This is a genomic window from Thiofilum sp., assembly GCF_016711335.1.
Taxonomy (GTDB): domain Bacteria; phylum Pseudomonadota; class Gammaproteobacteria; order Thiotrichales; family Thiotrichaceae; genus Thiofilum.
Window position 1 is genome coordinate 203,809 of sequence record NZ_JADJTF010000001.1, and the last position, 17,251, is coordinate 221,059.

15 protein-coding genes and 1 pseudogene are annotated in these 17,251 nt (G+C 43.9%); 6 read left to right on the forward strand and 10 right to left on the reverse strand.

Translation table 11 applies throughout. From position 1 onward, the window contains the following. Position 1 precedes the first annotated feature (1 nt). The 6 genes from IPL34_RS00955 (at position 2) to ettA (ending at position 6,599) form a co-directional block, all read left to right on the forward strand. The gene (locus tag IPL34_RS00955; protein WP_296836412.1) at positions 2-1,252 is read left to right on the forward strand and encodes a glycosyltransferase; all 1,251 of its coding nucleotides are present in this window, start codon (positions 2-4) and stop codon (positions 1,250-1,252) included. Continuing rightward, complete coding sequence (locus IPL34_RS00960; protein WP_296836417.1) at positions 1,249-2,412, forward strand: glycosyltransferase; 1,164 nt, start codon at positions 1,249-1,251, stop codon at positions 2,410-2,412. The genes IPL34_RS00955 and IPL34_RS00960 overlap by 4 nt, the downstream gene beginning before the upstream one ends. Before the next feature lie 6 nt (positions 2,413-2,418). Continuing rightward, the gene (locus IPL34_RS00965) at positions 2,419-3,333 is read left to right on the forward strand and encodes an NAD-dependent epimerase/dehydratase family protein (protein ID WP_296836419.1); all 915 of its coding nucleotides are present in this window, start codon (positions 2,419-2,421) and stop codon (positions 3,331-3,333) included. Between the two features lies 1 nt (position 3,334). Then, positions 3,335-4,366 (forward strand): glycosyltransferase family 4 protein, encoded by a 1,032-nt coding sequence (locus tag IPL34_RS00970; RefSeq protein WP_296836422.1) that lies wholly within the window; start codon positions 3,335-3,337, stop codon positions 4,364-4,366. Between the two features lie 118 nt (positions 4,367-4,484). Next, positions 4,485-4,841, forward strand: a complete 357-nt coding sequence (locus IPL34_RS00975) for a hypothetical protein (RefSeq protein WP_296836425.1) — start codon at positions 4,485-4,487, stop codon at positions 4,839-4,841. A gap of 93 nt (positions 4,842-4,934) precedes the next feature. After that, positions 4,935-6,599 (forward strand): energy-dependent translational throttle protein EttA, encoded by a 1,665-nt coding sequence (ettA, locus tag IPL34_RS00980; protein ID WP_296836428.1) that lies wholly within the window; start codon positions 4,935-4,937, stop codon positions 6,597-6,599. A gap of 61 nt (positions 6,600-6,660) precedes the next feature. On the opposite strand, the gene IPL34_RS00985 is transcribed toward ettA, so the two are convergent. The 10 genes and pseudogenes from IPL34_RS00985 to accD all read right to left on the reverse strand — a co-directional run bounded on the left by IPL34_RS00985 (position 6,661) and on the right by accD (position 17,249). Beyond that, the gene (locus IPL34_RS00985) at positions 6,661-7,746 is read right to left on the reverse strand and encodes a transglycosylase SLT domain-containing protein (RefSeq protein ID WP_296836432.1); all 1,086 of its coding nucleotides are present in this window, start codon (positions 7,744-7,746) and stop codon (positions 6,661-6,663) included. A 73-nt stretch (positions 7,747-7,819) separates the two neighbouring features. Then, positions 7,820-8,785: pseudogene (locus IPL34_RS00990) on the reverse strand (transposase); the annotation flags it as partial. Positions 8,786-8,800: 15 nt separating this feature from the next. Beyond that, a complete protein-coding gene (locus tag IPL34_RS00995) occupies positions 8,801-9,097 on the reverse strand; it encodes a hypothetical protein (protein ID WP_296836435.1) in 297 nt (98 codons plus the stop codon). 357 nt (positions 9,098-9,454) lie between these two features. Continuing rightward, entirely contained in the window at positions 9,455-10,246 is a 792-nt protein-coding gene (locus IPL34_RS01000; RefSeq protein WP_296836436.1) for a ferritin-like domain-containing protein, read from the reverse strand. Positions 10,247-10,283: 37 nt separating this feature from the next. Then, the gene (locus tag IPL34_RS01005) at positions 10,284-11,456 is read right to left on the reverse strand and encodes an O-succinylhomoserine sulfhydrylase (RefSeq protein ID WP_296836439.1); all 1,173 of its coding nucleotides are present in this window, start codon (positions 11,454-11,456) and stop codon (positions 10,284-10,286) included. A 230-nt stretch (positions 11,457-11,686) separates the two neighbouring features. Beyond that, positions 11,687-13,192 (reverse strand): amidophosphoribosyltransferase, encoded by a 1,506-nt coding sequence (gene purF, locus IPL34_RS01010; RefSeq protein ID WP_296836441.1) that lies wholly within the window; start codon positions 13,190-13,192, stop codon positions 11,687-11,689. A 102-nt stretch (positions 13,193-13,294) separates the two neighbouring features. Then, on the reverse strand, positions 13,295-13,828 hold the full coding sequence (locus IPL34_RS01015; RefSeq protein WP_296836445.1) for a CvpA family protein: 534 nt from the start codon (positions 13,826-13,828) through the stop codon (positions 13,295-13,297). 17 nt (positions 13,829-13,845) lie between these two features. Next, entirely contained in the window at positions 13,846-15,027 is a 1,182-nt protein-coding gene (locus IPL34_RS01020; RefSeq protein WP_296836447.1) for an SPOR domain-containing protein, read from the reverse strand. 63 nt (positions 15,028-15,090) lie between these two features. Beyond that, positions 15,091-16,365, reverse strand: a complete 1,275-nt coding sequence (gene folC / locus IPL34_RS01025; protein WP_296836449.1) for a bifunctional tetrahydrofolate synthase/dihydrofolate synthase — start codon at positions 16,363-16,365, stop codon at positions 15,091-15,093. Beyond that, entirely contained in the window at positions 16,362-17,249 is an 888-nt protein-coding gene (gene accD, locus IPL34_RS01030) for an acetyl-CoA carboxylase, carboxyltransferase subunit beta (protein ID WP_296836451.1), read from the reverse strand. The genes folC and accD overlap by 4 nt, the downstream gene beginning before the upstream one ends. Positions 17,250-17,251: the final 2 nt, after the last annotated feature.

A 17,251-nucleotide genomic window follows, 5' to 3' on the forward strand; every position in this document is an offset into this window, starting at 1 on the left:
CTTGAATATCTTACTTATTAGCTATTATTTTGCCCCCTATCAGTCAGTAGGAGCCATTCGACCTAGTAAACTAGCTAAATACTTGTATCAACGTGGCCATCAAGTCCATGTCATCGCTGGTGCAAATCAGCCCTACCCAGAGTCACTACCCTTAGAATTACCAAACCATTATATACATTATTGTAATCACTACTCCCCCAATAGTGCTGTAGATATATTGATGGGTGGTAGGAAACACACAAGCCACTATGGCTACACTACTAAATCTAAATTATTACAAATATTAGGTAAATATTATAAAACCTTACTTCATGTACCAGATGCTCAATGGACATGGATTTTACCAGCTTTCAATAAAGCCAAAGAATTAATGAAAGTTACGCATTTCGATTTAATTTATGTTAGTGCTCCATGCTTTTCAGGTCTTATAGTAGCCCATAAACTGCATCAATTAAATCATACTCCTTGGATAGCTGAATTTCGTGATCTATGGAGTTCTAATCACGCTTACTCTTACCCTAAATGGCGATTGTGGTTAGAGTCAAAATGGGAGCAATCAATTATAAATACAGCTACTGCTCTAGTAACTGTATCAGAGCCGTTAGCACAGCAACTTCTCAAACATAACAAACCAGCGTGGGTCATCTATAATGGTTTTGATCCCACAGATATAGTGAAGCCAATTCGTTTAAATGAAGAAGTACTATTAAACATAGTATTTACTGGCTCTATTTATGAAAATCACTATGATTTAGAAACCTTTATTAAGGGTGTTAAACTATTTCACCAGTTGCATGGCAAAATCATTATTCATGTAGCAGGTCGTAATACTGGTATCTTACTCAACCTAGCTGAACACTACCAACTATCAGAGTTATTTATAGACTACTCTACTGTTGAACGCTCTCAAGCATTAGGTATGCAACAAGCATCTGATATTTTATTAACTTTTTTATGGAATAACGATAACTCAGGCATTTACACAACTAAATTATTCGAATATGCCGCCACTAAAAAACCTATATTAGCTATAGGCAGTAAAAATAATGACGTGGGGCAATTCATCGAAAAAAACAAACTAGGTAAAATATGTGATAACACAGACGAATTAGTAAAGCAACTGGTTTTTTGGCTAAAATATAAAAAGAAATATAAAGAAACTAAAAAAATCAATACTAATATTGACTTTTTATCGCGTGAAATACAGTTTCAAAAATTGGAAGCTCATATAATAGATTTATTAGCGATATGAAACCTACTATTTGCTTCGTGTTAACTAGTCCATTGGTTCTGAATCATTATCTACTTGATCACTTATCGGCGTTGGCTGATTATTATGAAATTACCGTTTGTATTAACACAAAATCGACCTCTATCTCTGATAATTTAGATACTCGAGTTCAAGTCAATCATATTGATATTACCCGACCTATTAAAGTAACCCAAGATTTAAAAACTCTGTTTGCATTATTAAGAGTTTTCAAATGTAAAAGATTTAGTGCCGTACATAGTCTTACTCCTAAAGGTGGATTACTAGGTATGCTTGCAGCAAAGTTAGCTAATATTCAATTAAGAACTCATACTTTTACCGGTCAAGTCTGGGTAACTCAAACAGGTTTTAAACGCTATTTACTCAAGCTCGCAGATAAAATTATTGCTAGCATGGCCACACATTTACAAGCTGATAGCTACTCACAGGCACGTTTTATTTCACTTGAGGGTATAGCGTCTTTAGACAAAATCACTGTGTTTGGCTCAGGCTCTTTAAATGGTGTTAATCTTAAAAAATTTAAGTCCAACGCAATAAAGCGCTTACATATACGTACCCAACTGTCCATCCCTAACAATGCTGTAGTATTTTTATTTTTGGGACGCATGAACTATGAAAAAGGCATCATGGAGCTAGTATATGCTTTTAAACAACTACAGCAGGAATATAATACTACCTATTTACTATTAGTAGGTCCTGATGAAGCACAAATACTTAAGCATGTGCAAAGTGTTCTTGCTAATCAACTAACTAATATACGCTACGTTGGTTTAACATCTACACCCGAACAGTTCATTGATGCTTCTGATGTGCTGTGCTTACCCAGCTATCGTGAAGGTTTTGGCTCAAGCATTATAGAAGCAGCAGCAATGGGAGTACCTAGTATTGCTTCGCGTATTTACGGTATTACTGATGCAATTATCGATGGCAGAACTGGTTTACTAGTTCAGGCAAAAGATACTCAATCACTTTATCAAGCGATGAAAACTATGTTAGATCGAGAAGTGCGTGATCAATTAGGTCTACAAGCTCAAGAGCGAGCAATTAGAGAATTTTCCTCTGAACGCCTGACAGAGGCTTGGCTTCATTACTACGCTAACCACTTGAGTTTTAATAATCACTCTAAAAGACAGTCTACCTAGATACTTATGACTATTCTGATTACAGGCTCCAACGGTTTTGTTGGAACTTGTTTAACTGAAAAACTCCAATCTACTGGCAGTTTTCTAAAATTAGTTAATCGACAAAATTTTGAGGACATAACACCCCAAACAAATTGGCTAGCGGCTTGTAATAATGTTACCACTATTGTCCATCTAGCAGCCCGCGTCCATATGATGAAGGATACAGCAAGCGATCCGCTTACAGCTTACCGTGAAGCTAATACTTTCAGCACCCTCAATCTTGCTCGCCAAGCTGCTACTGCTGGAGTGCGTCGCTTTATATTTCTAAGCTCTATTAAAGTAAATGGAGAAGGACAAGAAACCCCATACACAGAACACGATATACCCAACCCCACTGATCCTTATGCCATTTCTAAATGGGAAGCAGAGCAAGGCTTAAAAAAGATAGCTGCTCAAACAAATATGGACATAGTTATACTACGCCCACCTCTCATTTATGGTCCTTATGTCAAAGCTAACTTCTTAAAACTAATTCAAATAGTTGAAAAAGGATATCCACTCCCTTTTGGTAGCATCACGGCTCAACGTAGCCTACTTTATGTAGGTAATCTTACTCATGCTATACAAACTATTTTAAAATACCCAAAAATACTTAATAAAACTTTCTTAGTGAGTGACCCTCAAACTGTTACTTTGCCTACTCTTATTCGTATGATGGCAACTGAACTAGACTGTAAAAATCCGCTTATTCATATATCTCCTGTACTACTCAATAGTTTATTTAAATTATTAAACAAAAAGAATTTACAACAACGTTTAATGCAATCATTAACTATTAATAGCCAAGGCCTAGAAAATATACTACAGTGGCGTGCACCTTACTCACTAGAGCAAGGATTAAGACTTACGATTAGCTCTTATCTCCAATCTAAACATTAATATGACCCTAACCCTATTATTACTAAGTTGTGTTTTATCTTGGTTTATTACTCAACAAGTTTTAAACCGTGCTCACCGTATCCGCCTACTCCACGCCCCCAACCACCGCTCCATGCACACCCAAAAAACTCCTCACGGTGGTGGTATTGGTATTGTCATTGGCATGATACCGCTAGGCTTATGGACACTGATCACGCAACCATTTTCGCAAATTCTCTATCTAGCCTCACTAGCTTTAGGACTCATTATTGCTATTAAAGGCTTAATTGATGATATGCGCCCGCTCTCAGCTAAAATCCGCTTTGGTATTCAGGTAGCTGTCTGTATTTTATTATTATGGGCACTAGAAAACCTGCCTATTCCTCCCTATAACACGATTACCGATCTAACACCTACCCTCTTTTTCCCTTTGCTTGTTTTAGCGGGAGTATGGTGGATTAATTTATTTAATTTTATGGATGGCATTGATGGTTTAGCAGGTAGCCAAGCCATTTTCATGTTGGTTACAGCAGCAGTCCTCATTCTATGGCAAAACCCTGAACATATTGAAACCACGACAATTCGGTGGATGCTAGTATTAGCTGTCGCTATTTTTGGCTTTCTGCTTCATAACTGGGCTCCGGCACGCATTTTTATGGGCGATGTGGGAAGCACTTTCACAGCGTTTATGATTTTATTCCTAGCCTTATTGACCATTCGCTTAGGCTGGCTCAATTATTATACTTGGCTAATTTTAGGCGCTTGCTTTATCACTGATACCACTTATACCTTACTGTATCGCTTGATTAGTGGGCAAAAATGGTGGGAAGCTCATCGTAGTCATGCTTATCAACGGGTAACGAGACACCTAAAATCCCACGCCAAGACAGTATTAGGCATTCTAACCATTAACTTACTGTGGCTAGCCCCTTTAGCTTTATTGAGCTTAGTTTTTCCACACTATGGGGCTTTACTCATAGTGGTAGCTTATCTGCCCCTTATCATTACTGTACGGTATTTAGGCGCTGGGCAGATGGAAATCGTGCCAAAATAACCACTCATCCTAAAGCCTAACAAATAGTAAATATATCACCGCACTACCAGCATAAGTATTTTACGTTTACCTTGTAAATGAATGCCATGGCATGGATGTCATAAGGGGAAACGTAACAATGTTAAGAACAATTATACTGCTTATTAGTGTGTCTTTAGCGAGTACTCTTTCACTGGTACACGCTGACACCTGTAAAAATATACAGGCTAAAATTAGTAACAAAACTAAAGATACGGTCGATGTGATTAGCATCGACTACCTCTCTACTGAGGGTCAATGGCGTAATGGCTTAACGCTCAAAAAGCCCTTGCAGCCTAATATTGTTTGGACTCAAACCTTAGATTTGGATGACAGCAGCGATGCTAAAACCCAACTCAAGGTCTCCTTTCAAACCGACAAAGGCACGAATCGTTCTAGTAATAGTTCCGCCTTTGCTTGCAAAAATAATCAGTCGGTCTCGGTAGAGCTGAAATAAGCTCACAATCGCCTGATCTCACCTCCTAATACTTGGTTGTGTCTCTGTGCTTAAGGCATAATCGCCCCACAGCCACAACCAAGGACTCTCTGCATGGCACAATATATCTATACCATGAATGGCGTGGGTAAAGTCGTCCCACCCAGTCGTTTTGTTTTAAAAGACATTTATCTTAACTTTTTTCCGGGCGCAAAAATTGGCGTATTAGGCTATAACGGCGCAGGTAAATCAACGCTATTGCGTATTATGGCAGGCGTTGATACTGATATTGTTGGGGAGGCGCGTCCGCAACCGGGTATTAATATCGGTTATCTCTCTCAAGAACCGCAATTAGACCCTACTAAGGATGTACGGGGTAATGTCGAGGAGGGCTTAAGTGTTATTAAAAATGCCCAACAGCGCCTTGATGAAGTGTATGCGGCTTACGCCGAGCCTGATGCAGATTTTGATGCACTCGCCGCTGAGCAAGCCCGCTTAGAGAATATCTTACAAGCAGCCGATGCCCATAATTTAGAGCATACGCTAGAAGTCGCAGCGGATGCATTACGCCTTCCCCCTTGGGATGCCGATGTAAGCAAGCTATCTGGCGGTGAGAAGCGTCGTGTGGCGTTATGTCGTCTACTCCTATCCGCTCCTGATATGCTGATTCTAGACGAACCTACCAACCATTTAGACGCCGAATCCGTCGCATGGTTAGAACGCTTTTTACAAGAGTTCCCCGGCACAGTGGTAGCTGTTACCCATGATCGTTATTTCCTTGATAATGTCGCGGGCTGGATTTTAGAGCTAGATCGAGGACAAGGCATTCCTTGGGAGGGTAATTACTCTTCATGGCTGGAGCAAAAGGAAAAGCGCTTAGCTCAAGAGCAAAAATCCGAGCAAAACCGCCAAAAAGCGATGAAATTAGAATTAGAGTGGGTACGTTCTAGCCCTAAAGCGCGTCAAGCTAAAAGCAAAGCCCGGATGCAGCGCTTTGAAGAACTATCCTCAACTGATTACCAAAAACGCGCTGAAACCAATGAAATTTATATTGCCCCCGGTCCACGCTTAGGCGATTTAGTCATTGAGGCTAATAATATCGCTAAAGCCTTTGGGGATAATGTTTTATATGAAAATCTGAGTTTTAACCTACCAAAAGGCGGCATTGTAGGGGTCATTGGTCCTAATGGTGCGGGTAAAACCACGCTATTCCGCATGATCACAGGACAAGAACAACCCGATAGCGGTGAATTCCGTGTGGGTGATACCGTCAAAATCGCTTATGTGGATCAGTCACGCGATGCATTAGACCCTAGTAAAACGGTATTCCAAGAAATTGCTGATGGTCACGACCTGATGAATGTTAATGGCTATACGCTGCAATCGCGTGCCTATATTGGGCGCTTTAACTTCAAAGGTGAATCACAGCAAAAACGCATTGGTGATTTATCCGGTGGTGAGCGTAATCGGGTACATTTAGCCAAACTACTAAAGTCCGGTGGTAATTTATTATTATTGGACGAACCCACTAACGATCTTGATGTGGAAACCTTGCGTGCACTAGAAGATGCATTATTAAACTTCCCTGGTTGTGCAGTGGTGATTTCGCATGATCGCTGGTTCTTAGACCGGATTGCGACCCATATCTTAGCGTTTGAGGGTGATTCGCAAGTCACATGGTTTGAGGGTAACTACAGCGACTATGAGGAAGACTATAAGCGCCGTCATGGTAATGAATTACACCCCCAACGGATTAAATACAAACGCTTAAAAGCTTAATGCTTAGATAATGAAAAAAAGGCAGATAAATATCTGCCTCTTTAAATGGCTAGTTCAGCTATTAAAACTGACATTGTGCCACTTTTAAACGCATACCCTCTTTTAGGCTATCACTACTTAGGCGATTAAATCCGCGAATTTGTGCAGCGGTAGTACCCGTTTGCCAAGCGACATTATGAATGGTTTCGCCTTGCGCAGCGGTGTAATAGAACGCACGGATATGCTGACTATTTACCACATCGGTAGTTTGATACAAACGTCTTGGAGCCATACGACAACTTAAAGTTTGGGTGGCTCCATTATAAACTTGTCCTCGTTGCTGAGGCGCACGCCATGCACGTTGGGTTGCTGCTTGCCGTTGCTGAGCATAAAAACCCTGTGGATTAGCCAGCTTTTTATAAGCATTCAACACTTGGCGGGTGTAGTTTTGCGTTTCACGATAAGGCACATGCACGCCATAGCGGTCTACTGTTCCCTCACCTGAATTATAAGCAGCGACTGCATGAGGAACACTACCGCGATAACGATTCAATAACCAACTTAAATACAACGTGCCACCAAAAATATTCTGCCCTACATCGCCACGATGGGTAACGCCGAAACGGCGTGCTGTAGCGGGCATTAATTGCATTAAACCTTTAGCTCCTTTTGGCGATACGGCACTCGGTCTAAAACAAGTTTCAGCAGTAATGACTGCTTTGACTAAGTTAGGATTAACGCCATAGGTTCTAGATGCGGCCTGAATAATAGGCTCATAAACACTCGCCTTTTCTTGCAGCGTGGTAGGGCTATGTTGATCACAGGTAAAATAGCGCTTTAATGTGGCTGTAGGCATCGCTGGACGCGGTGTGATATAGGTCGTTTGAGGCGTGATATAACCAGAACGTTTTTCGGCTTTAGCGGCACGCGGCGGGTAATAAGCATTAATAATAAAAGTACCCATAGGTGTTGATTCAGCTAGAGCACGATCACTTTGCTTGGCATCATATTTTTTAGTGACCTGACTATTCATAAAAAAACGCACGGTTTCAGACTTGGCTGAGTTTTGTGAGGCTTTTGTCTTGGTTTCAGCTAACGTCACATGGGTGGTTAGTAAGCTCCCAGCGGCTAATGCCACTGCTATCCATCTGGCACTTATATGTCTCATTCATAGACCTCATAGCTAAAGAAAATTCAGCCCTAATAGACCCCATTTTCTTAATAATAACACTTCGGACAGTTTACGCGGCGATAGCACCATAATTACATAGGTCTGCGAAGGCTGGGCTGGATTTTATGGCGCTGAAGTCGAGTTTTAAGTGGCGAGAAAAGCGTTCGAGCAGATGGGCATTGAAGTGGCGGATCTTCCCACTGGCAACGGAGAGGACACTGCGCCCGTTGCCCCCGGCATCCCAGTTCTGCTGGCGATCTTCCAGCCGGAGCAGGTTAAGTGCCGTCAGTGAGGTATTGAAGTGGAAATCCAGCTTTTCTTTGCGGGTCGTTTGGCAGTCACACAGCCCGGTGTGTTGCTTGGCATCCCGGAACAAAAATTCTATCTGGAAACGCGCTTGGTAGTAACGCAGGATGTCTAATGCAGGGCAATCCGTGTCGGTACTGAACAGCAGTGCGCTAGCGGTCTTGCCGTTTGCTTCGCGCACCAGATAGACGATGCGCACTATCTGTTTGAACGTCGGGCTGTTAACAGTAGCGGTGTAAACACGCTGCCCGTCCAGCTCTCCGACCCGTTCAAAACGTGATAAGTCGTCAAAACTGACTTTGCCGCTGTACTGGCGGTGACGACCCTTGGGTTTTTGTGCGCCCGTGTACAGCCACCGTAAGTCGGCGTCCTGACGTAACTTGCTGATCAAATGCAAGTTGAGTTCCCTGATGCCACTGACAAACTTAGTTTTGGCATAAAAGCTATCCGCGACGAGATAACGGATGCCACACCCCAGCAGGACTGTGATGGCGTGTTGAAGCTGTCCAAGGTAGCTATCCATCCGCGTGGGGAGCGGCGCACCAACGAAGGGTGGGTGTTTCACCTTGGTTTTGTCTTTGGTGTTGGCGGGTTGGCTTTGACCCTTGCGGGTTGAGCGCGGCAACGTAGGCGTTTGGCGGGCGGATAAGGTGTAGGCCGTGTTGTGGGTCACGTCCACCAGCGCTAACAAGGATAATTCTTGTCCGCGTTGCGCCTGCCCCTGTGAGCCGTTCCAAAACCAGTCTCAAGTATAACTCTTGCGCCCGCTTTTAGGCACGAAACTGGCATCAATAGCCGCAATACGTTCCCCCTTGCCATGCAGGACATCCTGTAAGATCAGCAGGTTGAACGCTAGAAAATCAAAGGAACGTGAAAACCAGCGTGAAAAAGTCTTTTCATGGCAGTCACTGTAACGTCCAAGGTTGCGGAAGTTGACACGGCTGGGCAGGTACATCAGCGCATTGAACAAGGTCAGCAAAAACTGGCGCTGCGGTTTCGCCACACTGGACATTTGGCTCAGAATCGTTTCTATTGTGGACATGGAAGCTTCTGGGGTGAGGGGTTGTTATCGTGGTTGACGACATCTTCCCACACTGGAGGCTTCCAGCCTATTTTTCAATCATGCCCAAACTGTCCGAAGTATTGTTAATAATTAAACACACCCAACTAAAGTATTCGCGGCAAAAGAAACTACCACGTTGACTTGCCTATTCGCCGTGTATCACGCATAACACCAACAAACAGGCACTTATATATAGGGGTAAGCGAAAAAGTTCTAATCAGTTTTAAAAGCATATCTATTAATAATATTAATAGATGTACTACACACTCCGATAATACCGCACTTTGCTTAAGCTACAACTTAAAAATCCATCAAAACGACGAACTGCACCTAACTCTAACGTTGACGCAACTCCGTGAGCCACTGCTGCTCTAGCTCTAACATCATCACTAGCTCCTGCTCAGAAAACCCTGCCTGCAAACGCCCCTCCGTATAAAAAGGACTACGTGGAGGGGTGGGCAAGGCACGCAACAATTGTTTAAAGGTACTCTCTGGCTCTAAGCCTCTTTGATTACAGCAATAATGATACCAATGTGAACCAATACGCACATGCCCCACCTCTTCGCGCAAGATCACTTCCAATACGGCTACACTGTCCATATCTTTAGCTTCGCGCAGGCGCTGCATCATTGGTGGAGTGACATCCAAGCCTCGCGCCTCCAGTACTCTAGGCACTAAAGCCATCCTCACCATCACATCATGAGCGGTACGGCAAGCCTGATCCCACAATCCATTATGAGCCTCTAGCTCACCATACTGCATACCTAGCCCATTCATACGCTCACAGACTAAGGCAAAATGATACGCTTCTTCGGAGGCTACCTGTAACCAATCACCATAATACTCATCCGGCATCTCCCTAAAACGGTACACCGCATCTAACGCTAAATTAATCGCATTAAATTCAATATGCGCGACTGCATGTAATAAGGCTAAACGCCCCTCTAAGGTAGTGAGTTTGCGTTGCTTCACTGCGGTAGGAGAAATCAGTTCAGGCTTAATAGGGCGACCGGGTACTTCAATAGCCTCTATGAGGGTAGTGGCTCCTGCACGCGTTAAATCCCGCTGTTGCCATGCTTGATAGAGTGCCTTAGCACCTGCTAGCTTAGTAGGTACATCCGTTTGCATGAGCACCTCATAGGCACTGTCATACACATTCCTCAATTTAAGCCCAACCTCGTGCTAAATCGTTTTGAATATCACGCAGGGACTCTAAGCCTACCGATACACGTACTAAACCCTCCTCAATACCACTGAGTTGACGTTGCTCGGCTGTTAAACGTCCATGAGTAGTCGTAGCAGGGTGAGTAATCGTGGTTTTAGTATCCCCTAAATTCGCGGTAATGGAGCAAAGTTGAGTAGCATCAATCACTTTCCATGCGGCTTCGCGCCCACCTTTGACCACAAACGACACAATACCCCCAAATCCAGTTTGCTGGCGTTGTGCTAAGACATGTTGAGGATGGCTCGCTAAGCCCGGATAGTACACTTTCTCAATCGCCGCTTGGGTACTTAACCATTCAGCTAAGCGCTGCGCATTTTCACAATGCACCTTCATACGAATACTTAAGGTCTCTAAACCTTTTAGGAAAATCCATGCATTAAACGGACTCATGGTGACACCACCTGAGCGCAGTACGCCAAATACCTCCTTACCTACGCGCTCCTTATCACCTACCACTGCCCCGCCTAAAGCACGCCCTTGACCATCTAAATACTTAGTAGCTGAATGCACTACTATATCCGCACCCAGCGCCAAAGGACGCTGTAAGGCGGGGGTACAAAAGCAGTTATCAATCGCTAATAATGCATTATGCTGGTGCGCTATATCAGCGAGGGCACGAATATCAACCATTTCAGTTAAAGGATTAGCGGGCGTCTCGGCAAATAATAAGCGTGTATTAGGCTGAATCGCTTGTTCCCAAGCCTCTAAATGAGACAAATTGACAAATGTGACACTCACATTAAAGCGCGTCATATAAGTTTGCAGTAAGACCACTGTCGTACCAAAAACTGAGCGCGAACATACAATATGATCACCCGCTTTTAATACCCCTAGCATCACAGCTAAAATGGCTGCCATGCCAGAGCTAGTCGCCACACAACTCTCACCCCCCTCTAATGCGGCTAAACGCTCTTGGAAATAGCGCACCGTAGGATTAGTCATGCGTGAATAGATATTGCCGGGGACTTCATTAGCAAAGCGGGCGGCCGCCTCCGCTGCTGATTTAAAGGTAAAACTAGAGGTGGGGAAAATAGCTTCAGAATGCTCACCTTCATTAGTGCGCTCATGCCCTACGCGAATGGCGAGTGTGTCAAAGTCCCAATCATTGATCATAATAGGCTAAGCCTCATTCAGTGGTGAAAAATGGCAGGCATAAAAAAACCCGCAACAGCAGGCTAAAGCATTATTATCCTTTAGCTGCACTTATTAAGCGCCCGCAAGCAGAATGCAAATCGGCGCTAAAGTCTTATCAAGGCACTTATACTACACCCTGACATCGACTCAGTTAAGTATTATTTAGGCTACTTAAGAGGCAGGATTAAGCCTCTTAAGCTACTCACACCTTAATGGCTATCCATCATATCGATAGCACTTGCCTGTTGTTCACGTTTACGCTTTTGTGCATCATTGCGATTAGCTTCAGCTTCGGCAAAGTACTCACTTTCATCACCCGTTACATACTCGCCGGTAAACACTGAGCAATCAAAATGCTTTAAACGATTATTGCCCTTTTGAATGGACTTAATCAGATCCTCTAATTTTAAATAAAATAAACGATCTACTCCGATAGCTCGTGCTACCTCTTCCTCGGTGCGCTCATGAGCAATGAGTTCTTTAGCCGCTGGCATATCGATGCCGTAGATATTCGGATAACGTACTGGAGGGGAGGCTGAGGCGAAATACACCCGTTTTGCTCCCGCATCTCGCGCCATTTGTACGATTTCCTCTGAGGTAGTTCCTCTAACAATGGAATCATCGACTAACAGCACGTTTTTACCTTTAAACTCAATATCTAAGGCATTTAGCTTTTGACGCACGGAGCGGCGGCGCAACTGTTGTCCGGGCATAATGAAGGTACGTCCAATATAGCGATTCTTCATAAAGCCTTCCCGATAGGGAACATTCAGGGTATACGCCATTTCTTGCGCCGCAGTACGACTGGTATCAGGGATAGGAATAATCACATCAATATCATGATCCGGCCACGCCTCTAATAAGCGCTGTGCCATAAAAATACCCATACGCATTCGCGCCTTATGCACAAAAACATTGTCGATAATCGAGTCTGGACGCGCAAAATAGACATATTCAAAGATACAGGTGCGATACTGTGGATTTTTAGCACATTGGCGGGTGAACACCTTACCGTCAGCCGTAATAAAAATAGCCTCCCCCGGCTCTATATCGCGTATTAATCTAAAACCTAAGACATCTAGGGCTACACTCTCGGAGGCTAGCATATACTCTTTGCCGTGCTCAGTTTCACGTACTCCATACACTAAAGGGCGAATCCCATTAGGATCACGAAACCCAACCAATCCATCACGCGTTAACATAGTCACGACTGCATAAGCACCTCGACAACGCTCATGCACGCGAGTAATCGCTGAAAAAATATTATCCGGCATGACATGCATAGCATTTTCACGCTGTAGCTCTTGAGCAAATACATTGAGTAAAATTTCTGAGTCAGATTCCGTATTAATTTGGCGCTGATCTTGGAGATAAAGCTCGCGTCTAAGCTGTGAAGCATTGGTAAGATTGCCATTATGACCTAAAGCAATACCATAGGGACTATTCACATAAAAGGGCTGTGCTTCCGCTGAAGAGGAGGAACCTGCGGTAGGGTAACGTACATGACCTATCCCCATACGCCCTATTAAAGCCCGCATATGTTGCTCTTGGAACACATCCTTGACCATGCCATTATCGCGCCGTGAATACAGCCTGCGCCCATCGCTAGTCACAATGCCTGCTGCATCTTGCCCTCGGTGTTGTAATACGGTTAAACCATCATAGAGCGACTGATTCACTAAATCCTGCCCCACTATCCCAATAATTCCGCACATGCTACTTGCCTTTGCCGAGAAACTAAGTGAGCATTTTAAACTCACCAAAACAAAACAGCCATGCGTTTTGCATGGCTGCTACATCTAACTCAGTCCCTAAATTTAACCACCCGCAGGCTCATCAGTCGGAGCAGAAAGCTTTTCCATATAGGGTGCTAACTTCTCAACCACTAACTGTTTAGCCTGTACTGAGGCTTCTTGAAACTTAGGTACTAAAACGGATTCTTTCCACCAAGGTTTATCTGTCACCGCTGCTACATCCGCTAACACAACCAGCAAAATGACAATAGCTAAACCTCGAACCAAACCTAATACGGCTCCTAAAAAGTGATCTGCCCAACCTAAACCAATGGCTGCAAAACCTACCTTAAAGATATAACTAATAATTGCCCCCACCAACAGTACGCAAAAAAAGATAATAGCCGCAGCTACCCCAATACGTGCCACATTACTTAAGCCTTGAAAAGGTAATAAGTCAGCCACTTGTTGGAAATAAAGTGCTGTAAAAGCAATCGCTGCTAGCCAACTAATTAGAGAAAAAGCTTCTCTAATAAAACCCCGTACTAAACCAATGATGATGGACACTAGAATGAGGGCAATAATGCCCGCATCTAGTAAACCCGCTGTTATTTCCATTAATAATTATTTATTTGTTAGTTGTTATTGGTGACAAAACTATTTTGCACAAGCTGATTTTGAGCATAACGTGCTTTCATGCGTGATTGTACGGAGACGGCATCAGACTTAGCTCTATAAGTACCAATACGTACTCGATACACCCGTTTACCATTCGCTACCCCTTGAGCAATAAAGGCTGGATAACCGTCAGTAGCAATAGTTTGGCGGATAGTATCGGCTTTACCACGATCTGAAGTGGCTAACACTTGAATCACATAACCCTCACGTTTAGCCGCTTCGGCGGTAAGTGCTTCGACAGTAGGTACTTTTTGAGTTGTTGAGGCTTTAGCTACCTCTTCAGGCTTTTTAGGAGCCGCATTGACTTTAGCACCATTAGAGGATCTAGCTGCCGACTCAGGTACTGGACGCTCATTCACTAAACGCGGTTGTACTGGCTTTGGATTCGCCGCACTAATAGTGACCGGTTTAACCGCTGGATTAGTCGCGGTGACATTAGGTTTAGCGACTAATACTTCTTTAGCTTGTTTAGCGCCTTGAGTAGCGGCATTGGTAGCTTGTGCTGTAGCGGCGGCTGCACCGGCTGCGACCTCATTAGCAGTGGCTTGCGCACTTTCAACTAAAGACTTAGGTTGCGCTTCAGGAGCAGCTACTTCAGCAGTCGCTGCATCAGGGGCAACATTACCTGTTTCATTAGTCACTGCATTACTAGGTGCTGGCTGATTTTCATCAGCATTTGCACCTTGAGCTACCACAGCATCTCCGCCCATACTACCTACCGTCTCCACGGCATTACCATTCTTATCAATGGCAGCACGCGTCTCACCTGGGCGAATATCAAAAGTTGCTACATTTTCAGGAGTGGGAGCCTGTGTCGTTTGCAAATCAGCATTGGGCGCAGCTACTGGCTCATTCGCACCCGCTGCTGCTTGTGCAGCGGCTTGCATCTGTTGAGCATCGGCTACTAAAGCAGGTGGAGCACTAGGACCACTCGGTGCAGGAGGTAAAGCATTAGGATCAGCAGCTACTCCGGGGAAACCACTAATCGGTTGCACCTGCTGAGTTTGCTGCGCAGTAGCTATTTGGTTTTGTTGTAATTTGGGATTTTTACCTTTTAACAGCCAAGCCAATAGTAATGCAGCAATTAACACCAATACCACTGCACCAATCATACGTTTGGTTGTAGATTTATTATCCATTTGTCCCAATACTCCTTTATCTACGACATTCTAGACATGATTTAATTAATACCTAGCCCAGACTTATAGTGTACTGGGAGATAAATGCTTTAATACGCCTGATACTACCAGAAAAGACCCGAATGCCACTACCTTATCTAGTATTTTACATTGATCCATTGCCCCATTTAGGGCTAAAAATAAATCTGAATATTGATAAATCACCGCATCAGGGTTAATTTTTTTTAGGGTACTGACTATCTCATTCATCGGCAACGCCCTTACCCCTGTTAACGTAAATATATGCCAAGTATCAATTACTTTATTTAAATTAGCGACTACTTCGGCTAAATCTTTATCAGCCAAAATAGAAAAAACGGCGTGAGTTTGCCCTTCCTTTTTTACCGCGTTTAACCATGATGCTAGCGATTGTGCTGCATGCCCATTATGCGCCACATCCACCCATACAGGTGGGTCATTGTAAGCTTGTTGCAGACGCCCCATGAGCTTTACTTGCTGCAAACCTAAACTAATCGACTCAGGATCAACCTTAATAACAGTAGTATGCGCTAATACCTGCAAAGCAGTAATCACCACTGCTGCATTATTGAGCTGCACCTCACCCACCAAGGCTGGATAAGGATAAGTCGCTATTCCGTCAAGGTTCTTCAGGGTAAAACGATGTTCAGTCGTTGGTAAGATCTTAAAATCAATACCGTATTGTAGTACTAAAGCGCCCTTTGTATCGGCAATATTTTGAATCGATACGGGGGGATTGGGATCACCACTAATTAAATACTTACCTTTGCGGGCAATCGCAGCTTTTTCCGCCCCAATACTTTCTCGATCTGGACCTAGCCATTCAATATGGTCAATACCAATACTGGTTACAATGGCAACCTCAGCATCCCAAATATTAACCGCATCTAAGCGCCCCCCCAAACCGACTTCCAGTACCGCAATATCAACCTGCTGTTGCACAAAGCAATACACCGCCGCTAATGTGCCAAACTCAAAATAGGTAAGATTAATGTCTCCCCGTGCTACCTCAATCGCCTCAAAAGCTTGAACAATCAATCCATCCACAGCTGGAATACTATTTAAAGCAATACGTTCGTTATAGGCTTGAATATGCGGTGAGGTATAAGTCCCTACCTTATAACCTGCCGCAGATAAACAGGCGGTCAGCATGGCACAGGTTGACCCTTTACCATTAGTTCCTGCCACCGTAATGACTGGAAAGGGTAATGACAACAAGCCCATACGTGCAGCGACTTGTGCCACACGCTCAAGACCTAGTTGAATAGCTGCTCTAGGTTGCGATTCTTGCCAAACTAACCACTCTGCTAAGGTTTTCAAGCAGCCGCCTCAAGGGGTAATACAGGCTTTTTCTGATGCTGGAGTAGGCTGAGTAAATCGGCAATCGTTTCGCGCATATGATTACGCTCCACGATCATATCAATGGCACCTTTTTCTAATAAGAACTCACTGCGTTGGAAACCATCCGGTAGCTTTTCACGCACGGTTTGCTCAATGACGCGAGGTCCAGCAAAGCCTACTAAGGCTTTAGGTTCAGCGATATGAATATCACCTAGCATGGCAAAACTGGCGGATACTCCCCCTAAAGTAGGATCAGTTAATACGGAAATAAAGGGTAATCCTTTTTCCCCTAAACGAGTGAGAGCAGCACTGGTCTTAGCCATTTGCATTAAGGAGAATAAAGCTTCCTGCATACGTGCACCGCCACTCGCGGCAAAGCACACAAAGGGTATATTAGCGTCCATCGCAGCATTGACACCCCGCACAAAGCGCTCCCCTACGACTGATCCCATTGATCCACCCATAAAGCGGAAATCAAACGCAGCCGCTACTAAAGGAACCTCTAATACCGTACCTTTCATCACTACTAGGGCGTCTTTTTCCCCCGTTTCTTTTTGCGCTCCAGCCAGACGATCTTTATAACGCTTAGTATCCTTAAAGCCTAAAATATCAATGGGAGTTACATTAGCTCCAATTTCTTCCCGCCCATTGGGATCGAGAAATACCTCTAAGCGTCGCCGTGCATTAATGCGCATATGGTGTCCACATTTAGGGCACACTTCGTTATTCCGCTCTAACTCACTCCCATATAGCACCGAGTGGCATGCCGAGCATTGTTGCCATAAGCCCTCAGGAATGGATTTTTTAGTATTCGATTTTTCCGTCCGAATGCGGGACGGTAATAATTTTTCAAACCAGCTCATGC

Coding starts and splice junctions, on each gene's coding strand:
- IPL34_RS00960 (WP_296836417.1), top strand. CDS start 1,249: ATGAAACCTACTATTTGCTTCGTGTTAACTAGTCCATTGGTTCTGAAT.
- IPL34_RS00965 (WP_296836419.1), top strand. CDS start 2,419: ATGACTATTCTGATTACAGGCTCCAACGGTTTTGTTGGAACTTGTTTA.
- IPL34_RS00970 (WP_296836422.1), top strand. CDS start 3,335: ATGACCCTAACCCTATTATTACTAAGTTGTGTTTTATCTTGGTTTATT.
- IPL34_RS00975 (WP_296836425.1), top strand. CDS start 4,485: ATGTTAAGAACAATTATACTGCTTATTAGTGTGTCTTTAGCGAGTACT.
- ettA (WP_296836428.1), top strand. CDS start 4,935: ATGGCACAATATATCTATACCATGAATGGCGTGGGTAAAGTCGTCCCA.
- IPL34_RS00985 (WP_296836432.1), bottom strand. CDS start 7,746: ATGAGACATATAAGTGCCAGATGGATAGCAGTGGCATTAGCCGCTGGG.
- IPL34_RS00995 (WP_296836435.1), bottom strand. CDS start 9,097: ATGTCCACAATAGAAACGATTCTGAGCCAAATGTCCAGTGTGGCGAAA.
- IPL34_RS01000 (WP_296836436.1), bottom strand. CDS start 10,246: ATGCAAACGGATGTACCTACTAAGCTAGCAGGTGCTAAGGCACTCTAT.
- IPL34_RS01005 (WP_296836439.1), bottom strand. CDS start 11,456: ATGATCAATGATTGGGACTTTGACACACTCGCCATTCGCGTAGGGCAT.
- purF (WP_296836441.1), bottom strand. CDS start 13,192: ATGTGCGGAATTATTGGGATAGTGGGGCAGGATTTAGTGAATCAGTCG.
- IPL34_RS01015 (WP_296836445.1), bottom strand. CDS start 13,828: ATGGAAATAACAGCGGGTTTACTAGATGCGGGCATTATTGCCCTCATT.
- IPL34_RS01020 (WP_296836447.1), bottom strand. CDS start 15,027: ATGGATAATAAATCTACAACCAAACGTATGATTGGTGCAGTGGTATTG.
- accD (WP_296836451.1), bottom strand. CDS start 17,249: ATGAGCTGGTTTGAAAAATTATTACCGTCCCGCATTCGGACGGAAAAA.